Here is a 16,007-nt window from a genome sequence, read left to right as displayed (position 1 = left end):
TTCCTAGCCCGTCGCATCCTAATATCCCCTGAAGGTCAGGCGAGTGACGCCAGCGCCCGATCCAGCTCCCGAACCGCCGCCGCCGGCCCATCAGGATGGCTCCAGACGGCCGCGCTGACAGCCACAAAGTCTGCCCCGGCCCGCGCCAAACCCGCGGCTGTGTCCGCCGTGATCCCGCCGATGGCGACGCAGGGAATCTCGACCGTCTCCTGCCAGATGGTCAGTATCTCGGGATCGGGGCGGTGAACCGTCGCCTTGGTCGCGGTGGGGAAGAAGGCGCCGAAGGCGACATAGTCGGCCCCGGCCTCGGCGGCGTCCATCGCCAGTTCACGGCTATCGTGACAGGTCACGCCGATCATGGCGTCCCGTCCCATCAAGCTCCGCGCCTGAGCGACCGAGCCGTCTGACTGCCCCAGATGCACGCCGTCGCAGCCCGAGCGGGCCGCCAGATCAGGCCGGTCATTGAGGATGACCGCCACGCCCCGGACCTGGGCGACAGACTTCAGCGCCGCGACGGCCGCCAGTACGGTCGCATCATCGGCGTCCTTGAGCCGGATCTGCAGCGCCGCCACGTCCCCCGCGTCCAGCGCCGCCTCCAGATTGCCCACGAAGGCCACGAGATCAGGTATCGCTGACGGCGTGATCAGATACAGCCGGCAGGGGGGGCGTTCGGATGCGACAGCGGTCTTGGCCATGGGCCGGAAGTGCGACGGTTGCGTCGCGCCGTCAACCAGGTCACTGCGAACGACTTGCATTCGCCGCACCTCCCTGCTATAGCGAACCATTCGCAACCAGTCGGGTCCGCCCCTCCGTGTACGTCTGCAACTGCAACGGTCTTCGCAAGCGTGACGTCGCCGCCGCCATCGAGGCGGGAGCGACCCGTCCGCGCGACGTCTTCACCCGCAACCAGTGCGCCGTCCAGTGTGCCAGATGCGTCTGCGAAATGCGCGAGATGATTCAGGACAGCCGCGAAACCTTCGCCATGGCCGCCGAATAGGCTTCGCCCCAGTTGCGGGCGATTTTTACTCGCAATTTCAATGTCGCGATAAGTGTTCGCAAGTGAACACAAGGCGTTTTGCCGTGTTATGAACCGGCAGGACGCGGCGACTCAATCGCCGTCGCCGACAGGAGCCAGGCCATGAAGGGCGACCCCGCGATCATCCGCACGCTCAACGCGGTGCTCACCAACGAACTGACGGCGGTGAACCAGTATTTCCTGCACGCCCGGATGTTCGAGAGCTGGGGCCTGAAGCATCTCGGCCAGATCATATACGACGAATCGATCGGTGAGATGAAACACGCCGACATGCTGATCAAGCGCGTGCTGTTCCTCGACGGCCTGCCCAATCTGCAGGACCTGCACAAGCTGAAGATCGGCGAGTCCGCGGTCGAATGCCTGGGCGCCGATTTGCAGCTGGAACTGGGCGGGCGCGATACACTTCTGGCCGGCGTGGCCCAGTGCGAGGCGGCCCGGGACTATGTCAGCCGCGACATCCTGATGCGCATCCTGAACGACACGGAGGAGCACATCGACTTCCTCGAGGCCCAGCACAAGCTGATTGAACAGCTGGGCGAGCAGAACTATCTGCAGTCCGCCATGACCGAGATCGCGCCGGACAAGTCGGCTACGGGCAACTGACGCGCCGCCCCGCCCGGACCAATTGACGAGGTCCGCCGACGGAACCCGCGCGCTTCCCCGTCATTGTCTGTCCGCAGACAGGGAGAAGCGCGGGTGAACGATATCGACGACATCCTTCACGACGCACGCGACGTCGCCGGCGACTTCCTGAACGCCAACGAGCGCGACATCGGCCATGTGATCCTGGGGGTGGCGGTGACCGTCGGCTTCGCTCTGGGCGCCACCCTGCTGGCCCGGAGCTCGATCCGGCCCCGGCCCCTGCATCTGGCGGACGCCGACGCCCCGATCACCGAGCGGCCGCGCGGACCTTTGAGCCTGATCCTTCCGGCGGTGTTCTCGGTCACTACCCTGTCGGCGGTGCGGGTCTGGAACGCCCCCGCCCGCCCCGAACGCACCACGGCCATGAGCCTGTGGGCCGCCGCCCAGGCGCTGAACGCCGTCTGGATCGCCATGCGGCCAGCCAGTCGCGGCCTGCAGATCGCCGCCGCCATGTCGTCCGCCGGTCTCGCCGCCGCCTTCGCCCATGAGGCGCGCAAGCTGGATGCCCGCGCGGGCAAACTGGCCGCCCCCAGCGGCGGATCGGTGCATCTGGCCAATCTGGTGCAGGGCAAGTCGCGGCATCAGGAACCGACCGTTCACTGACCGCCGCCTTGCCGGATGACGCCGCATCCTCTAGGGACTGCGCCCGTTCGCGCGCCGTGCAGGCAGCGCCCAGACCCCTGAGAAACCGATGAAGATCAACGGCAACAACATCAAGCCCGGCATGGTCCTTGAGCACAACAAGGGCCTGTGGGTCGTGACAAAGGCCAGCCACGTCAAGCCCGGCAAGGGCGGCGCCTTCGCCAACATCGAGGCCAAGAACCTCGAGACCGGCAACAAGCTGAGCGAACGCTTCCGGTCGGAAGACAAGGTCGAGCGCGTCACGCTGGAGCAGAAGGAGTTTTCCTATCTGTACGAACAGGGCGACGCCCTCGTGTTCATGGACGACACGACCTACGAACAGACCGAACTGCAAAAGGACTGGGTCGGCGAGGATCGCGTCGCCTATCTGCAGGACGGCATGAAGGTCACGATCGAAATGCACGAGGAACGGCCCATCGGCCTGTCCCTGCCCGATCAGGTCACCCTGGAAGTGGTCGAGACCGAGCCGACCGTGAAGGGCCAGACCGCCTCATCCTCCTACAAGCCCGCCATCGCCAACAACGGCGTGCGCATCATGATCCCGCCGTACATGGGCGTGGGCGAGCGCATCATCGTCGACACCTCCACCGGCGAATACGTCCGCCGCGCCGAATAGGCCCGAGCGGCTGCACAACCCGGAGGCGCAATCCTGCGTCTCCATGACCTTCTCCGACTGTCCGGGCTGATGCCTTCCAAGGACTTTCGGACCAGGAGATCCCCATGGCCCTCGCTTCCGCACTCGTTTCCGTCATCATCGACGCGGTCCGCAAGACCGCCCGCCCCATGCTGCGCGACTTCGGCGAGGTCGCCCAGCTGCAAGTGTCCCGGAAGGGCCCGGGCGACTTCGTCACCGCCGCCGACATAAAGGCCGAGGATTCGCTCTACGAACTGCTGATGAAAGCCCGCCCCGGCTACGGCTTCCTGGGTGAGGAGCGGGGCATGATGGAGGGGACCGACAAATCCCATACCTGGATCGTCGATCCGATCGACGGCACCACCAACTTCATGCACGCCATGCCCCATTTCGCCATCACGGTGGCGCTGCAGCGCACCGCGCCCGACGGCGCGTCCGAGATCGTCGCGGGCGTGACCTACAACCCTGTCATGAACGAGCTGTTCTGGGCCGAAAAGGGCAAGGGCTGCTATCTGAACGACCAGCGCATCCGGGTCGCCGGCCGCCGCGACCTGTCGGAGAGCCTGATCGCCACCGGCCTGCCCTTCATCGGCAAGACCGGCCACGCCCAGGCCATCAAGGACATCCACGCCATCGGCCAGCGCGTGGCGGGCATCCGCCGCCTGGGCGCCGCATCGCTGGACTTCGCCTGGGTCGCGGCCGGGCGGTACGACGCCTATTACGAGCGCAACCTTCAGCCTTGGGACGTGGCGGCGGGCATCCTGTTCGTCACCGAGGCCGGCGGCGTGGTCACCACCATCGACGGCGAGGGCCGGCCGGAAACGGGCGCCCAGATCCTGGCGACGAATTCGGAGCTGCATCCCCAGCTGCTGAAGGTGCTGCGGGGGTAAGCCCGAGGGCAGAGAGTCTCGCATTCTGGACAAAAAATGTCGGCGGTGAATTCCGCCAATCAGGCATCTCCCGCTGAGGACGGCTCGCCGGCCCCTTGGCGGTGGCGGCGACGGGTTCGACAATGTGAAAGACCAGGCCCGGCGGGCTTTTCGCTATTATGCACGGGCCTGCGTCAGAAACGGTCGTCGGGCCGATTCCGGGGCGGCGACGACGGACGTCGGAGGGTCGAGAGTAGCGGGTCACGGTCCTCAAAGGGGCGAGAAGACACGGGGCGAGAGTATACGCTTCGGCGGGGAAGATTCCGGCCTCCGACACAGACCGCGGCGCCGTCCAGCGCCGGGCGCGGGAGCCGAACGTCCGGAAGGTGGCGCCATGCCTTTGACCGGGTCCGACCCATTGTGGACGTTCGCCTGACGAGATCTTGAGCGGCCTTAGTCCGTTGTGGCACCTGGTGTGGCGCTTCTCGTCCGGAAGTCTATCGGCACACAGGCACCGCCGACCATGTGATGAGGTCGAATGATCACGTTCTGGCCATAGACGCCAACGGGAGTGGAGTTGGGCAGCCTGTAGGTCAGACGATAACTCCCTGAAGGCACAACAAACTGGCGGGTCCGGTTGATTGACGTCGGATTGATGATCCCGGCAAAGACGTAGCTCGGCCCGCTGGGAAGCCGTTCGAAAGTGTATTCATAGGTGTTGAGCGACAGGGTCACGACCTCAACAGTGTTCGGCGCGGCGCAGCTGTTTCTGACAACCGATACATTGGCCTGGGCCGGACCGGCAAACGCCAGAACAGCGGCCATCACCCCTATCATTCTCATCTATTTCGCCTCCCCCGACCTGTTCAGCCTTAACACATCGGCGCAGGCAGACAACTCGCGCTCAGCCGCCCTGCTACCCACGAACGGGCACGCCGCGGAGATCCGCAGGAAGCGGGAAGCCAATCATGATCTGGCCACTGACGGATATCGGACTGGAGTTTGGTCGGTTATAGCGATGCACCCAACGAGATATGGAAAATCTAAAGTTTAAAAAACGCTATTCTACCTGTCCTTGACAGCCAAGCTTCCTCGTGATCAGCGTGAAAAATCAAGGTTTTTCGAGGGAGCGGGTTGATGGCCAGGATGTCTAGAACGGAACTGATCGTACTGGCTGGGTTGGGAAGCTTGGCGGGCCTTGCCCTGTCGCCTTCTGCCGTCAACGCCCAGACATCGGAGTCCGCCAACGGCCCCGCCTTCCTGGAGGGTTCAGGTTCCCAGGCGACGCGAGGCACCGGCGGCGTTGTCTTTTCGGACCTCTTAATCTCCTCCATATCCATACGCGGCGGTCGCACCGTCGCCACTACCCGCACCGACGGGCAGGGCGGCTTTCGTTTCGACCTGCCGCCCGGCGCCTACAACATCTGTCTGAATGGTCCGGGGCTCAGGTCGGCAATCGACCGCGGCGGCGGTTCCCAAGGGGATGACCAAATAATCGGCATCCTGATCGGACTGCTGATTCCGGCAGTCCAGTCCCCGCCGACTGAACAGCGACTGACCTTCCCCGGCGGGAGCGCATCCGGTCAGGCTGGAGGGCGGGGCCCGTCGGGGGATCGTGACCTCTGCTTCCCCTATACGGCGGTCGCGTCCGCCGGCACCGGCGGCCAGACCACCCGCGGCCAGAGGGTGATGCCTGACGGCAGTATTATCAGCACCGGCGATCCTGAGTTCGGCACAGCGGGCTCCATCGGCGATCCGCATGAAACCACCGGCGACGGACGTGCGGATCGACGGGTCGATCCGCGTATCCCGCCGCCCGGCGCGGGGGCGGCTCCGGCGCGCCCTGCCGCGCCCCAAACCGTGACCGTTACGGGCACCATCCGTTACCTGTTTGGACTCAGGGGCTCAGCATTATGACCCTGAACCGCAGACTAATGTTAGTGGCGGCGACCGTGGTTGTGGCGGCCGCAGTCGTCGCCCCGGCGGCTACCGCGCAGGACCGCGCGGCCTATGACGGACTGAAGCAGACCGTCTCGGTCGATACCTTTCAGGCCACGGAATCTGTCGGAGGCAGCGTAACGGCCGACGGCATGACCGCCCTGCTGATCCAGGCCCTGGTGCGGGACGGGCGGTTCGTGGTGATCGAGGGGGCAGCCTCATCGGAGGCCAGCGCCATCGTGCGCGGGGCCGTCACCAAATACGAGCCCGCCGCCGGGGGCAGCAGTCTCAGCATCGGCGGTGGGCTCGGTTCGATGCTGGGCGGCCGGGCGGGCACCCGCAGCCAACGGGCGGTGATGGAAATATCGCTGCGGCTGGTGAACACCTCCACCGGGCAGGTCGTCTCGACATCCAGCGCCCAGGGCAGCGCCTCGTCGCGGACCTCTGATGCGGGCCTGGTCAACACCTGGTCGGGGGCGACCGTCGGCGGCGAAGTGTTTCGCGCCACGCCGATCGGCCAGGCCGGGGAGGACGCCATCATGAGGGCGGTGGATCAGATTGCCGCCGGCATGCGCGATGTGCCTTGGTCAGCCCTTGTCGTCGATGCTGCGGAGACCGGGGTCTATCTGAACGCAGGGGCCGACCGCAACGTCCAGCCGGGCCTGACGCTCACCGTCTGGCGACCCGGCCGGACCCTGACGGATCCCCGCACCGGCGAGGTGCTGGACGTCGAGATGGCGCGCATCGGTCAGGTTCGGGTCGAGACCGTGCGGGACCGGCTGTCGATCGCGAGCGTCGTCGATGGCGAGCAGCCCGTTCGTGGCGATGTTCTGAGGGTGGAATGAGATCATGACTCGCATATTGAAACGGCGGATGATCGCCCGCTCCGCCGCCGTCGCCGTCGTCGGCATGATGCTGATGGGGGTGGGCCAGTCGACACAGGGCGTGCCAATCTCTGGCACTGATGTCGGCCTGGAGGGGGAGCCGGGCGGGGTGGTCGCCCCGATGCCCACCAATGATGCGGGCCAAGCGAGCTTCACTGTGGGGCCGGGGCGGTACGCCGTCGCGATCTGGAATGTCCAGTCACTGGGCGTTCCAGCCGTCGCGCGGATCGAGGTCGGGCGCACCGTGCTGACCTCCGCCCCGATCCTTCCGGGTCAGGGCCGGGGCCGGGCCTATTTCATGGGACCGGACGGCCGGCGGCTTGTCGCGGTGGTTCCCGGCGGCGGCCGTATCCGCGTGACCCTGACCGAGGCCGCCTCCGGGCCGCGCCCATGGACGCCGGTCGTACCGCGACCGCGGGAGGGGCGGTCATGAGAAGTCGGTTTGCCTTTCTTGCTGCCGCCAACGTTATGCTGACAGGCGTATTGCTACCGGCAATGACTCCGGGTGTGCCCATACAGGGGACGTCGGTTGGGCTTGAAGGCGATCCCGGCTCAGTCGTGGCGCCAAGGCCCACCAACGACGCCGGGCAGATGGCTTTCGCCGTGGGGCCGGGGCGATACGCCGTCGCGATCTGGAACATCCAGTCGCTGGACCGTTCCGCCGTCGCGCGGATCGAGGTCGGGCGCACGGTGCTGACCTCCGCCCCGATCGTTCCGGGTCAGGGCCGGGGCCGGGCCTATTTTATGGGACCGGACGGCCGGCGGCTGGTGGCGGTGGTCCCGCACGGCGGCGGCCGCATTCGCGTCACCCTGACCGAGGCCGCCTCCGGGCCGCGTCCATGGACGCCGGTCGTGCCGCGGCCGCGCGAGGGGCGGTCATGACGGCCCGGCTCGCATGTCTTGCAGCCGTCGGCGTGATGCTTGCGAGCCTGTCGCTTCCGACGCCGGGCACGCCGATCGTAGGCATTCCCGTAGGCCTCGAAGGCGATCCCGGTTCGGTCGTCGCGCCGATGCTCACCAGTGACGCAGGTCATGCGGCGTTCGCTGTCGGGCCGGGGCGATACGCGATCCTGCTGCCCAGCGTTCAGACGTTAGCCGTGCCCGCCGTCGCGCGGATCGAAGTCGGGCGCACGGTGCTGACCTCCGCCCCGATCCTTCCGGGTCACGGCCGGGGCCGGGCCTATTTCATGGGACCGGACGGCCGACGGCTGGTGGCGGTGGTCCCGAACGGCGGCGGCCGCATCCGCGTCACCCTGACCGAGGCCGCCTCCGGGCCGCGCCCATGGACGCCCGCAATTCCCCGATCGCAGGAGATTCGCCCATGATTGCTCATGTCATCGCCGCCCTGACCCTTCTGGCCGTTCCTCCGGCGCCCGGCCAGCCGACCGGGGGTACGGTTTCATCGGCCCCCGCGGTTGTCTCCATTCAGGCGGCGGCCCGCGACAGGCGCGGACCGGACTGCACCGCGGTGTTCAACACCAACAAGACGAGGATTGAAGGCCTCGCCGCCGCGGGTCGGACCGACGACATCAAGGCCATCTTCACCGCCGCCGGGTGTCCGCAGCCGACGGTCGAGGCCCCGCCTGCGGCCGGTCCGACGCGGCAGATGAACAGGATAACCTGTGAGGCCACACTGGTGCCGCCGCGGATCCGCTGCACCTTCATGGCCCGCAGCCAGACCCCCGACGCCTCCTGACGACCCTGGTTGTGCACGACCCGACTTGACCGCCCCCTAGAACCCAAACGCAGGAGACGTTCCATGACCCGCCGCCCCCTCGGCCGTGCCGCCCTCGCGGCCGCCGTCCTCATGCTGGCCTTTCCGGCCATCCCCGCGACCGCTCAGAGTCCGGAGCACCGCGCCGAAAATGATATCCCCGGCATCGACATCATCGTCAGAAAGAAGCCCGGCGGCGTGGCCATGCCGGCGGGGACAAGCGGTCGCAACGGAAGGTTCTCGGTCCGCGTGCGGGTCGAACGCGGAGAGTACGAAGTGACCACCGCCTGCCGCCCGCGTACGCCATGCCCGCGGCACCGGCTGGACGAACTGATGGTCGACAACCGCCGCATCCTGCCCGACGCCGAGGGCCGGTTCAGCTTTCCGATCCCCCCGCCCGAGGACAGCGACTCTGTGCGCCTGAGTGGTCGGGTGCGTGTCTGGCAATTGATGCAAGGCGACCAAGGGCCCCGATAGCGCACCGCTGAACGGGATACGACCTTCGCAAAACCAACCGCAACCGAAACCGACAAGGAGTGAGACCATGAAGAAAACAGCCGTCATCCTGGCCACCGCGGCCGTCTTTGACCTCGGCGTCATGGTCGTCGCCGGCCAGGCCCGGCCGCAGGCGCAGGCGCAGGCGCAGGCGCAGGCGCAGGATCGCGCGACGCCGGGGCCCGACAATGCTCGCCCCTGGACAGGGAAGCACCTGCCGCGAACCGAGCCGAGCGCTTGTCGGGCCACCGGACCCGGCGGGTCTTCGGACGCGGACTGCCCCGCAGGCCAAGCCCGGGGAACTGATTTCTTCCTCAAGCTGGATTCGTTGGATGCGGAGCAGGCGTGCACGACGAGGCGGGGCTCCGTGGTCATCGTCGAGGGCGTTCGCCAGTGTCGTCTGCCTGCGGCCAGCAGTGGGCCGGCCCCGTCGACGCGCCGATAGTCTTGCTCCGCCCCGACGGGCCGGTCGCCCCTTCCGGCGATCCGCCGCATCCGGTCGTGGCGGACGCTGACGCGGTCGTGCGTCTGTCCGCCCTGCCGCCCGCCGGGGGAGCGACCGCGACCGGCCGGGTGGTGCTGGACATCGGCGGGGAGCCGGTCACGGTCGAGATGACGGTGCCGGCCGGACCGGTCGCGGTCGAGGCCGTGCTGCCCATCTTCCATGGCCTGAGCAGCCTGTTCGCGACGCGGGCGACGGCGCGCGCCGGGTCCGAAGGGCGGTCGGTGTCCTGTCGCGCCGGCTGCGGGGCCTGCTGTCGCCAGATGGTGCCGGTGTCGATCGCGGAGGCGCGAGCCCTGGCCCGGCTGGTCGAGGCCATGCCCGAGCCGAGGCGCGATCACGTCAGGCGCCGGTTCGAGGCGGCGGTGGAGACGCTGGATGCGGAGGGCCTGCTGGACGGGTTGGACGGCGAGCCCGGCGAGCGTCACGCAAAGGGCCGCGCTTATTTCGAGGCCGGGGTGGCCTGCCCCCTGCTGGAGGATGAAGCCTGTTCGATCCATGCCGATCGGCCGCTGGCCTGTCGGGAATATCTGGTCACCTCGCCGCCCGAGCTGTGCGCCACCCTGGCCCCCGGAGTGGAGAATCTGGCGTTGGAGGCCAGACCGTCCCTGGCGCTTCTGCAGGCGGATCCGAGGGAGGGATGGTTGCCGTTGGTGCTCGCCCTGGACCAGGACACAAGGTCGCCGCCCTCGCCCCGTGACCGGACCGGCGCCGAAATCATCCGGGACGTGATCGCCCGGCTGGGCTGACCATCGAATGTCCTAAGCCAGAAGGAGCCGTGTTTCCGCCAACCGCGAGCTCCTTTATGCGCTGGAGTCATTGGCGCCCGCATCAGGGGCAGCATTATCGCTCATCGGCGGGCGCGCACACGCCATCCCGATCACCATCGTAACAATCTTGCCACCGGCCAATCCGGACGCGAGCTTGCAGGTCGCCGTTTCGGACGTCAGCGGCAACTTTATCAGGCAACTGCGGGAACGTCCGCTTGAAGCGGCACACCACGTCGCTCCCCGTCACCCGATCAGCGACCGGGCCGCCGCCCGCGCCTCATCCGTGATCACCGCACCGGACAACATGCGCGCGATCTCTTCGCGGCGGGCATGATCGTCCAGCGCATCCACCGTGGTCGTGGTCACGCCGCCGGTGTCGGCCTTGCGCACCTTCCAGTGGGCGTGGGCGCGGGCGGCGACCTGCGGGCTGTGGGTCACGACCAGCACCTGGGCGCCGTGCGCCAACCGCTCCAGCCGCGCGCCGACGGCGGAGGCCACGGCCCCGCCGACTCCCTGGTCGACCTCGTCGAAGATCATCACCGGCTGGCGCTGATCCTCGCGCCCGGCCAGGGCCGCCTTCATGGCCAGGGCGAAGCGGGCCAGTTCCCCGCCCGAGGCGATGGCGTCCAGCGGTCCGAAAGCCGTCCCGGCGTTGGTGGCGATCTCGAACCGGACTATCTCGACGCCCAGCGGTCCGCGGCGGCCCTCGGCCACGGGCTCGAAGGCGACGCGGAAGCGGGCCCGGTCCAGTTTCAGCGGAGCCAGCTCGGTCATGACCGAGGCCGTCAGACGCTCGGCGGCGGCTTCCCGCGCGGAGGTCAGCAGCATGGCGGCGACGTCATAGGCCTCGCGCGCGGCGGAGGCGGCGCGTTCGGCGGCGGTGATGGCCTCGGCGCCGTCCTCGATCAGGCGCAACTGCTCGCGGAAGCGGATGCGCAGCACCGGCAGGCTGTCGACCGAGGTGTTCAGCTTGCGGGCGGCGGCGCGCAGGGCGAACAGCCGCTCCTCGGCCTTGTCCAGCCGGCCGGGCTCGAAGTCGAAGGCGTTGGCGGCGGCGTCGACGCAGGCGATGGCCTCCTCGGCCTCCACCATGGTGCGGTCGATGGCCTCGGCGGCGGCGGACAGCTTTTGCAGCAGCGGATGCTCCGGGTCCGTGCCCGCCTGCCCGGCCCGCTGGCGGGCGTGTTCGACGGCGCGCAACGCGGCGGACAGCTTCTGGGACAGTTTGTCTCCGCCCAGCGACGCCTTCGCGTCCGCCAGATCGGCGATGGCCTTCTCGGCCGCGCCGAGGATGGCCCGCTCGCCGGCCAGTTCGGTCTCCTCATCGGCGCGTGGGTCCAGCGCATCGAGGTCGGCGAGGTTCAACGTCAACTCCTCGGCCCGCGAGGCCGCGTCCGCAGCGGCGGCCTTCAGATCGGCGACGGTGCGCTCGGCGACCTTGAGCCGGTCGGCGGCGGCGGCGACGCCGTCCAGCTGGGGCTGCAGCCCGCCGTAATTGTCCAGCAGGGCGCGGTGAGTCTTCCAGTCCAGCAGGCCGACGGTCTCGTGCTGACCATGCACCTCGACCAGCGCCTGGCCGATCTCGCGCAGGGCGGCGACGCCGGCGGGCTGGTCGTTGACGAAGGCGCGGCTGCGGCCGTCCGCAGCCAGGGTCCGGCGCAGGATCAGCTCCTCGCCCGGCGCCACGTCAAACCCCCGCTCGCTGATCAGGGCGATCAGGGCCGGGTCGTCAGGGGCGGTGAAGACAGCGGTGGCCGAGGCCTGTTTGGCGCCGGCTCGCACCAGACCGGCGTCGGCGCGGGCGCCCAGCACCAGACCGAGAGCGTCGAGGATGATCGACTTGCCGGCCCCGGTCTCGCCGGTCAGCACGGTCAGGCCGCCGTCGACCTCGAGGTCGAGCGCATCGACCAGCACGATGTCGCGGATGGAGAGGGCGGTCAGCATGGAAGGAAACGATTCGGCATCCATGCCACCCTAGCCGAAAGTCGGGCTTGAACCGTCAGCCGGAGAGCCCGGCCTGGCGACGCAAGACGGCGTTCAGCCTAGATTGCCATCCCTCGCCCTGCCCCCGCCAGTACTCGAGCACGTCGGCGTCGAGGCGAAGTGTGACCTGTTTCTTCGGCGACGCCAGTTTCGGACGCCCTGGAGACCGCTTGAACTGAGCGAGGATGTGCTCGGGCAGGATTTCGCTCGCCGGCCGCAGACGCGCCGCCAATTCTGCTGTCAATTCGGGCGCGTCGTCCTCATCGAGCTCGACGTTTTCCCAATCTAGCTTTCGAGCAACCATTTCCTCGGCTCCTTCGCCCGCGCTCGCCGAAGACTGATTGCTCGCACGTTTCCGTCCCGTATCGTGAAGGTGAAAGCGTGGAGGCGACCATCAATGTCACCGAAAGCGACGTAGCGAACCTCGTTGTAGTCCTTGCGGTCGTCGATACCGATCCGTGCCGCCTGCATGTCCATCTCTTCGGCCAACCGAAGCGATACGCCGTGTTTGACGATGTTCGCAGCGTCCTTGGCCGGATCGAAGACGATCATTTATGTAGCTACATAAATGCCGCTGGTCAAGTCTCGTCAGCCCGGAATGATCCGGCGCAGCCAGCTTTCGCGCTGACCGGTCGGGGCCACCTCGGGCGTACGGCCGTCTTCGGACAGCAGGGCGTAGGCCTCGGCGTACCAGGGGCTGCCCGGATAGTTGAAGCCCAGCACGGCGCCGTTGCGGGTCGCCTCTTCCTTCAGGCCGAGGACCAGATTGACTTCGACCAGCCGGTACAGGGCCTCGGGCGTGTGCGAGGTGCGCTGGTAGGCCTCGTTGTCGATGACCGCCTTGTAGCGATTGATCGCCGCCAGCGGCTGTCCCGCGCGCTGGTAGTAGCGGCCAATGGCCATTTCCTTGCCGGCCAGCTGGTCGTTGACCATGTCGATCTTGACCGTGGCGTCGGTGGCGTAGGAGGTGCCGGGGTACCGGCGCTGCACATCCTTGAGCCCGTCCAGCGCCGCCTGGGCATAGCCCTGGTCGCGGCCCACGTCGGTGATCTGTTCGAAATTGCACAGGGCCTTCATGTAGAAGGCGTAGGGGGCCGACGGATTGCCGGGGAACAACTGGATGAACCGGTCCGAGGCGGCGATAGCCTCGGGGTAGTTGTTGTTCTGATAGTAGGCGTAGATCTGCATCAGGATCGCGCGGCGCGACCATTCCGAATACGGATGCTGCCGCTCGACCTCCTGGAAATAGTCGATCGCATCGGCCCAGCGGCCACGCTCCATGCGCTGGTAGCCCGTGTTGTAGAGCGCCTCGACGGGACGCTCCTCATAGGCGAGGCGCGGGCGGTCGCCGCGTCCCGCACAGGCCGATATCGTCAGGGCCGAGACAGCCACGGTGGCCAGGATCAGGCCGGCGCGGAATTTGGAAGCAGGCAAGGACGACCTCAACTTGAAATGCCGGCGGGCGCGGACCCGTCGGCGCCCCCGAAAAACGAGACGCAATCTCTACACCAGCGAACCTGCCCACGCCAATGCGCGAAGAAGAGCGCCGAAAAGGCGCGCCGCGCCTTGTGGCCGGGCCGTCCGCTGGTATGAAGCGCGCCAGCGCCGCGGAAGCATTCTCAGCCGGGCGATGACGGCGAAAGGATGACCGGACATGAAGCTGCTCTCTGGCAACTCGAACCGGACCCTGTCCCAGGCCATTGCGGCCCACCTCGACATGCCCCTGACCAAGGCCCAGGTGAAACGGTTCGCCGACAATGAGGTCTTCGCGGTGATCGAGGAGAACGTCCGCGGCGAGGACGTCTTCGTGATCCAGTCGACCAGCTACCCGGCCAACGACAATCTGATGGAGCTGCTGATCATGACCGACGCCCTGGTGCGGGCGTCGGCGCGCCGGATCACCGCAGTCATGCCCTATTTCGGTTACGCCCGGCAGGACCGCAAGACCGGCGGCCGGACGCCGATCTCTGCCAAGCTGGTGGCCAATATGATCACCCGGGCCGGCGCCCACCGGGTGCTGACGATGGATCTGCACGCCGGGCAGATCCAGGGCTTCTTCGACATTCCGACCGACAACCTGCTGGCCACGCCGGTGCTGGCCCAGGACATCAGGGACCACTATCGCCGCGGCGACGACCTGATGATCGTCTCGCCCGACGTCGGCGGCGTGGTGCGGGCGCGGTCGCTGGCCAAGCGGCTGGACGCCGACCTGGCCATTGTCGACAAGCGGCGGCCCAAGGCCGGCGACAGCGAGGTCATGAACATCATCGGCGACGTCCAGGGACGGCGCTGCATCCTGTTCGACGACATCGTCGATTCGGGCGGCACCCTGGTCAATGCGGCCAAGGCCTTGATGGACAAGGGCGCGACCGAGGTGTCGGCCTATATCAGCCATGGCGTGCTGTCGGGTCCGGCCGTCCAGCGGATCACCGACGGACCGCTGAAGGAACTGGTGATCACGGACTCCATCGAGCAGCCCCACGAAGTTTTGAACTGCGAAAAAATCCGTACGGTTTCCGTGGCCCCGTTGATCGGAGAGGCTATCCGGCGGATCGCCAACGAAGAATCCGTGTCCAAGCTGTTCGATTAACGGTCGGAAAACGGTTCTCCCCGCGTTATAAGCCCTTCAAACTTCCGGCGTCTCGATGCGCCGTGCGTCCTTGTGGGGATATCGCATGTTCAAGGCTCTTCCGCGCCGCGGCCTTTCGTTGGCGACCGCCGCCGTTGTCGCCGCCGTTCTGGCCAGTTGCGCGACCCCGGAGCCGGAACCCGCTCCCGCACCGCCCCCGCCGCCCGCCGCGCCGCCGCCGGCTGTCAGTCTGAACGAGGGCGTGGCCCAGGCCGCCTCCATCTATGTCGCCTTCATGCGCGAGGCCGGGACCATCCAGGCCGGCTTCACCAGCGCCGAAGCGATCCAGGCCGCCATCCGCCGGGGCGCCTCCTATGAACCGGCTCAACTGTCCCGCGGGATGATCGCCTACGGCTCGATCCTGGCGCTGCAGTCGCCGGAGTTCGTGCAGGGCGTGCGCGCGATCGCCGCTGACCCCGACAACCGTCGCCAGATTATCGACCGCGTCGTGGCGGATCCCGCCTATGCGGCCACCCTGCCCGGCGCGGACGCGGCCGCAGGCCTGATCATCGACACCATCGGTCGGGATTCGGCGGCCATGCTGGTGATCGCCGACGCCGTTGAGGGCGACGCCTATACCATCCAGGAGCGCAACGACCCGCGCCGCCGCTGGGCCGTCGCCCATATCGCGGATCGCGTGACACGGCTGGAGGGCGCCAAGGCCCTGTCGGCAGTGCAGATGCTGCCGTCGGCCGAAGAATCGGCCCGCCTGTTCGCCGCGGCGAACTCGGGCACGGGCCTGTCACTGAACGGTTCCCGCTCGGGGCCGCCCTATACGCCGGCCATCGCCCGGTCGCTGGCCATCGCCGCCCTGGCCGCGCTCGGGGCCGGCGGAGAGGACGCCCGCGCCAATACCGAGGCCCTGACCGTCGAGCAGAACAGCGAGTTCTGCCTCAACATGTCCAAGCTGATGCTGTTCCAATGCCTCGCCGCCTCGCGGCCCAGCTATGAGGACATGTTCTGCGTCGGCCGTCATGTGGCGCGCGATCTGGCCACCTGCACGGCCCAGAACATCACCCCCGCGCCCGTCGAGATCCCGGCGACCGCCGTGGCCGGCGGGGCCCCTGATTCCGCTCCGGTGCAAACGCCCGTGGCCGAAGCAGCGGCGGCGGCGTCGATCTCCGCGACCTCGGCTCTGAACAGCGGGCGCTGACGTTCGTTTCCATTCTGGCGTCGCAATGACGCCTGGGGCGGTTGCGTCCGCGCCGGTTGGCGTGTAATGACCCGCGCTCTTGAATTCAGGGTCCCTGACCCCGCCGCGAGGGCTGA

Annotated in this window: 22 protein-coding genes; 16 read left to right on the top strand and 6 right to left on the bottom strand. The window is 67.7% G+C overall.

What is annotated here, in order from left to right; genetic code table 11:
* Positions 1-35: 35 nt before the first annotated feature.
* Positions 36-695 (bottom strand): thiamine phosphate synthase, encoded by a 660-nt coding sequence (gene thiE / locus Q8K49_RS13065; protein ID WP_305306522.1) that lies wholly within the window; start codon positions 693-695, stop codon positions 36-38.
* Between the two features lie 116 nt (positions 696-811).
* On the opposite strand from thiE, the gene Q8K49_RS13060 reads away from it, so the two are divergent.
* The 5 genes from Q8K49_RS13060 (at position 812) to Q8K49_RS13040 (ending at position 3,844) form a co-directional block, all read left to right on the top strand.
* Positions 812-997, top strand: coding sequence for a bacterioferritin-associated ferredoxin (locus tag Q8K49_RS13060; protein WP_305306521.1), 186 nt, complete (start codon positions 812-814; stop codon positions 995-997).
* Between the two features lie 141 nt (positions 998-1,138).
* Positions 1,139-1,639: a bacterioferritin gene (bfr, locus tag Q8K49_RS13055; RefSeq protein WP_305306520.1), complete on the top strand. Its 501-nt coding sequence runs from the start codon at positions 1,139-1,141 to the stop codon at positions 1,637-1,639.
* Between the two features lie 93 nt (positions 1,640-1,732).
* Positions 1,733-2,281 carry a tryptophan-rich sensory protein gene (locus Q8K49_RS13050; RefSeq protein WP_305306519.1) on the top strand — a complete coding sequence of 183 codons (549 nt, stop codon included), beginning with the start codon at positions 1,733-1,735 and terminating at the stop codon, positions 2,279-2,281.
* A gap of 88 nt (positions 2,282-2,369) precedes the next feature.
* On the top strand, positions 2,370-2,936 hold the full coding sequence (gene efp, locus Q8K49_RS13045; RefSeq protein ID WP_305306518.1) for an elongation factor P: 567 nt from the start codon (positions 2,370-2,372) through the stop codon (positions 2,934-2,936).
* Positions 2,937-3,040: 104 nt separating this feature from the next.
* Positions 3,041-3,844, top strand: coding sequence for an inositol monophosphatase family protein (locus Q8K49_RS13040; RefSeq protein ID WP_305306517.1), 804 nt, complete (start codon positions 3,041-3,043; stop codon positions 3,842-3,844).
* Positions 3,845-4,276: 432 nt separating this feature from the next.
* On the opposite strand, the gene Q8K49_RS13035 is transcribed toward Q8K49_RS13040, so the two are convergent.
* Positions 4,277-4,648, bottom strand: coding sequence for a hypothetical protein (locus Q8K49_RS13035; protein ID WP_305306516.1), 372 nt, complete (start codon positions 4,646-4,648; stop codon positions 4,277-4,279).
* Positions 4,649-4,960: 312 nt separating this feature from the next.
* Here Q8K49_RS13035 and Q8K49_RS13030 point away from each other — a divergent pair, with 312 nt between their 5' ends.
* The 9 genes from Q8K49_RS13030 to Q8K49_RS12990 all read left to right on the top strand — a co-directional run bounded on the left by Q8K49_RS13030 (position 4,961) and on the right by Q8K49_RS12990 (position 10,105).
* Positions 4,961-5,740 carry a hypothetical protein gene (locus Q8K49_RS13030; protein WP_305306515.1) on the top strand — a complete coding sequence of 260 codons (780 nt, stop codon included), beginning with the start codon at positions 4,961-4,963 and terminating at the stop codon, positions 5,738-5,740.
* Positions 5,737-6,606 carry a CsgG/HfaB family protein gene (locus Q8K49_RS13025; RefSeq protein WP_305306514.1) on the top strand — a complete coding sequence of 290 codons (870 nt, stop codon included), beginning with the start codon at positions 5,737-5,739 and terminating at the stop codon, positions 6,604-6,606. Before Q8K49_RS13030 ends, Q8K49_RS13025 begins: the two co-directional genes overlap by 4 nt.
* Before the next feature lie 4 nt (positions 6,607-6,610).
* The gene (locus Q8K49_RS13020; RefSeq protein ID WP_305306513.1) at positions 6,611-7,078 is read left to right on the top strand and encodes a hypothetical protein; all 468 of its coding nucleotides are present in this window, start codon (positions 6,611-6,613) and stop codon (positions 7,076-7,078) included.
* Positions 7,079-7,236: 158 nt separating this feature from the next.
* A complete protein-coding gene (locus tag Q8K49_RS13015) occupies positions 7,237-7,527 on the top strand; it encodes a hypothetical protein (protein ID WP_305306512.1) in 291 nt (96 codons plus the stop codon).
* Entirely contained in the window at positions 7,524-7,970 is a 447-nt protein-coding gene (locus tag Q8K49_RS13010) for a hypothetical protein (protein ID WP_305306511.1), read from the top strand. The genes Q8K49_RS13015 and Q8K49_RS13010 overlap by 4 nt, the downstream gene beginning before the upstream one ends.
* Positions 7,967-8,341: a hypothetical protein gene (locus tag Q8K49_RS13005; protein WP_305306510.1), complete on the top strand. Its 375-nt coding sequence runs from the start codon at positions 7,967-7,969 to the stop codon at positions 8,339-8,341. The genes Q8K49_RS13010 and Q8K49_RS13005 overlap by 4 nt, the downstream gene beginning before the upstream one ends.
* Positions 8,342-8,404: 63 nt before the next feature.
* Positions 8,405-8,836 (top strand): hypothetical protein, encoded by a 432-nt coding sequence (locus Q8K49_RS13000; protein ID WP_305306509.1) that lies wholly within the window; start codon positions 8,405-8,407, stop codon positions 8,834-8,836.
* Between the two features lie 67 nt (positions 8,837-8,903).
* A complete protein-coding gene (locus Q8K49_RS12995) occupies positions 8,904-9,299 on the top strand; it encodes a hypothetical protein (protein WP_305306508.1) in 396 nt (131 codons plus the stop codon).
* Positions 9,300-9,301: 2 nt separating this feature from the next.
* A complete protein-coding gene (locus Q8K49_RS12990) occupies positions 9,302-10,105 on the top strand; it encodes a YkgJ family cysteine cluster protein (protein WP_305306507.1) in 804 nt (267 codons plus the stop codon).
* A gap of 264 nt (positions 10,106-10,369) precedes the next feature.
* Here the strand turns inward: Q8K49_RS12990 and recN are convergent, their stop codons facing one another.
* Genes recN through Q8K49_RS12970 form a run of 4 tightly spaced genes read right to left on the bottom strand, consistent with a single transcriptional unit; the run spans position 10,370 to position 13,543 of the window.
* Entirely contained in the window at positions 10,370-12,070 is a 1,701-nt protein-coding gene (gene recN, locus Q8K49_RS12985) for a DNA repair protein RecN (protein WP_305306506.1), read from the bottom strand.
* A 55-nt stretch (positions 12,071-12,125) separates the two neighbouring features.
* A complete protein-coding gene (locus Q8K49_RS12980) occupies positions 12,126-12,413 on the bottom strand; it encodes a BrnA antitoxin family protein (RefSeq protein ID WP_305306505.1) in 288 nt (95 codons plus the stop codon).
* Positions 12,395-12,661 carry a BrnT family toxin gene (locus Q8K49_RS12975; protein ID WP_305306504.1) on the bottom strand — a complete coding sequence of 89 codons (267 nt, stop codon included), beginning with the start codon at positions 12,659-12,661 and terminating at the stop codon, positions 12,395-12,397. The genes Q8K49_RS12980 and Q8K49_RS12975 overlap by 19 nt, the downstream gene beginning before the upstream one ends.
* A 36-nt stretch (positions 12,662-12,697) precedes the next feature.
* Positions 12,698-13,543, bottom strand: coding sequence for an outer membrane protein assembly factor BamD (locus tag Q8K49_RS12970; protein WP_305306503.1), 846 nt, complete (start codon positions 13,541-13,543; stop codon positions 12,698-12,700).
* Between the two features lie 220 nt (positions 13,544-13,763).
* Between Q8K49_RS12970 and Q8K49_RS12965 the strand changes: the two genes are divergently transcribed.
* Entirely contained in the window at positions 13,764-14,699 is a 936-nt protein-coding gene (locus Q8K49_RS12965) for a ribose-phosphate pyrophosphokinase (RefSeq protein WP_305306502.1), read from the top strand.
* Between the two features lie 85 nt (positions 14,700-14,784).
* Entirely contained in the window at positions 14,785-15,891 is a 1,107-nt protein-coding gene (locus tag Q8K49_RS12960; protein ID WP_305306501.1) for a hypothetical protein, read from the top strand.
* Positions 15,892-16,007: the final 116 nt, after the last annotated feature.

The organism is Brevundimonas sp. (assembly GCF_030682035.1).
Classification (GTDB): Bacteria; Pseudomonadota; Alphaproteobacteria; order Caulobacterales; family Caulobacteraceae; genus Brevundimonas.
The sequence above is the reverse complement of the archived record's forward strand: the minus strand, read 5'-3'. Positions and strand labels throughout refer to the sequence as shown.